The sequence below is a fragment of the Brucella sp. RRSP16 genome (assembly GCF_052246815.1).
Taxonomy (GTDB): domain Bacteria; phylum Pseudomonadota; class Alphaproteobacteria; order Rhizobiales; family Rhizobiaceae; genus Brucella; species Brucella intermedia.
The window spans coordinates 1-2,302 of the sequence record NZ_JBQQAM010000040.1 but is presented as its reverse complement, the minus strand read 5'-3'; the positions used below and the strand labels follow the sequence as shown (position 1 = coordinate 2,302).

Genomic DNA, 2,302 nt, shown 5'->3' with positions numbered 1-2,302 from the left:
GCGAACATCACCCGTCAGCAATTCAACGTGTCGATACTCGTTAGACATAAGCCTATACCCAAGCCTGTGCTTGAGCCTTTCTGCTTATGCCGACTGTCCGGTCGAAATGGGGGGCAGTTCAAAACGACGTCGACAGACCAAAGGCCTTTATCGTTCCTGCTGCAGGTGTCAGGACAGCTGATGCTGCATGATCCCAGATATGTTGTAGCAATGGAAGGCCGCGATCTTGCCTTTCTTCATGCGGAATACATCGCAACAGGGAACATTGATTATCTTGCCAGTAGCGGCCAGTGGCCCCTGGGGTGTCATCAGCGTGCCGAGATGTGTGCCACGAATGGCCAGCTCGACGACGACGGTATCCGCTGCGACGTCCAGGCTGAAGATTTCGCGATGAATGTCGGGAAAGCCCTCAGCCATGTCTTTCGCGACTTTGGCGATATCCGCACCGCGAAAATCCATCTGGGCTGGCACGTTGCGCGCATAGCCATCGGGCGCGAAGCACGACAGGAAAGCTTCTAGGTCAAGTGAGTTTCCTTCAGCGGATGCATAAAGCTTAAGAATGGTTTGACGATGATTGGTCATGAATGCTTCCCATGCCAGTTTCATATGCTGCCTTGCCGATGGCCAAAGCGATGACTTCAGGATAGACAGTTAATTACTTAAAGGATAGAACCTACAAAAAGGTAAGTGTAAGATTATGTTGGACAGAACAGATACATCCTGCGGACTGGATGTTGCGCTGACGGTGATCGACGGAAAATGGAAGCCGCTGATCTTATATCATGTACAAGGCGGTCCCGCGCGCTTCTCCGAGATACGCAGACGCATCGGCGGGATCAGTGAGAAGGTGCTGATCCAGCAGTTGCGCGACTTGGTAGAGATGAAGGTCCTGAAGCGCCACGACCATCAACGCGTGCCGCCGGTCGTAGATTATTCGCTGACACCCTTCGGCCAAACACTTGTCGACGCTTTGATTCCTTTGTGCCGTTGGGGCAATACGAACAGAAAATTCGTAAGAGAAATGGTCGGGGAGGAGCGATCTGCCGAACGCGATGCGTAAGTAGCCATGTCGAGCATACGCAATGGTAATCGAGAGCCCACTGCCAATCCGAACGGAGTATCGGGTCTTCTTTATTCTGAGGGTTGACCAAGGCCTAGCAAGCTTTCGTTTTGTAAGTATCTGATGTTTTCCGCAGGCCCTTTGAGATCGTCGCTTCTGGCCGTCTCAGCATGAGATCAGTAGAATGAAGCGGACCAATCTGGCTTGCCTCATGCTCGTGGGAGTGCGAGCGGCACGAGAACCTAAGAGAACTCACCTCATCGATCGTGCTGCGAAGGAGGTTCTACCGGCGGCAAATGGAACTTATTGGTTGGTTCTCATTTTAAATGGCTGCCGAAATGGTGTCTTTTGTCCAATGGAATTCGGTGCCATCTTTTCACATACCATGCATATCCACGGTCATGTGTCGAGTGAGTGATAGTTGGCAATGTAGGGAGCGTTAATGCTTTTCGTGGACGACATGCCCTCCTTCTTTGCGCGAAAGGACGTGGTCCGCGATGATAACGGGATCTGATTTCGGAGCCTTGCAGTGCGCACCTGGTGGCCGTGGTGGTGAGTGCTTTACCGGTAAATCCGTCTTTTACATCTTCGATCTTCTTTGTACGGACGGGACCCAACCGGCCTGCCCGTGCCAGATAGGCGCGCTATCCTCGCCATTTTGCTTAGCGCAAAGCTCTCGCCGGTCATCCGCTTTTCCGAGACAATGGAAGCCGATGGCGAGGCATTCTTTAAAATCGCATGTGCGCACGATCTGGAAGGCAACATCGCCAAAAGGCTTGATAGCCCTTACAGGCCGGAGCGGCATGGGGAATTGCAGAAAATCAAATGCATCCAGAGGGACAGTTTTTGTTATCGTCGGCTTAGCCTTCCACCACCCTGCGGGGGGCAATTTCACGGTTGTTGCTTGCAGCGCGCAAAGGCAAAAGTTTCGTTTATGTGGTTGGGGGCGGGACCCGTTTCAGCCACAAAATGGCCCGCGACCTGAAAACGCGCCTAGAAGCAATTCCCGCCGCAAAACCTCCCGTGGCGCTTAAACGCAAAAATGCGGTGTTCTCCTGGCCCGAATTTATCGCAGAAATCGAATATCGGGCTTGGGCAGACGATGGCACTGTTACTTTAATGAGAGTGCAGACGTAACGTATTCTTTGGCGCATCTGTCATGCGGATTTCAGGCACGTGATTTCGCGCCACATGTCAGTGGCGGCTTGTCGTAACTCACGATGATCGGCGGCATTGAATTGG

Annotated in this window: 3 protein-coding genes and 1 pseudogene; 2 read left to right on the top strand and 2 right to left on the bottom strand. The window is 52.5% G+C overall.

Annotated features, from left to right (window positions below):
* Positions 1–168: 168 nt before the first annotated feature.
* Positions 169–582 (bottom strand): ester cyclase, encoded by a 414-nt coding sequence (locus tag ACS5UA_RS22765; RefSeq protein WP_443101881.1) that lies wholly within the window; start codon positions 580–582, stop codon positions 169–171.
* Positions 583–697: 115 nt separating this feature from the next.
* On the opposite strand from ACS5UA_RS22765, the gene ACS5UA_RS22760 reads away from it, so the two are divergent.
* Positions 698–1,060, top strand: coding sequence for a winged helix-turn-helix transcriptional regulator (locus ACS5UA_RS22760; RefSeq protein ID WP_443101880.1), 363 nt, complete (start codon positions 698–700; stop codon positions 1,058–1,060).
* Between the two features lie 876 nt (positions 1,061–1,936).
* On the top strand, positions 1,937–2,197 hold the full coding sequence (locus ACS5UA_RS22755; protein WP_443101882.1) for an ATP dependent DNA ligase: 261 nt from the start codon (positions 1,937–1,939) through the stop codon (positions 2,195–2,197).
* Positions 2,198–2,217: 20 nt separating this feature from the next.
* Here ACS5UA_RS22755 and ACS5UA_RS22750 read toward each other — a convergent pair.
* Positions 2,218–2,302, bottom strand: a pseudogene (locus tag ACS5UA_RS22750) (IS6 family transposase); the annotation flags it as partial.

Excerpts from the sequence above, each read along its gene's own strand:
- ACS5UA_RS22765 (WP_443101881.1), bottom strand. The coding sequence starts at position 582 with ATGACCAATCATCGTCAAACCATTCTTAAGCTTTATGCATCCGCTGAA.
- ACS5UA_RS22760 (WP_443101880.1), top strand. The coding sequence starts at position 698 with ATGTTGGACAGAACAGATACATCCTGCGGACTGGATGTTGCGCTGACG.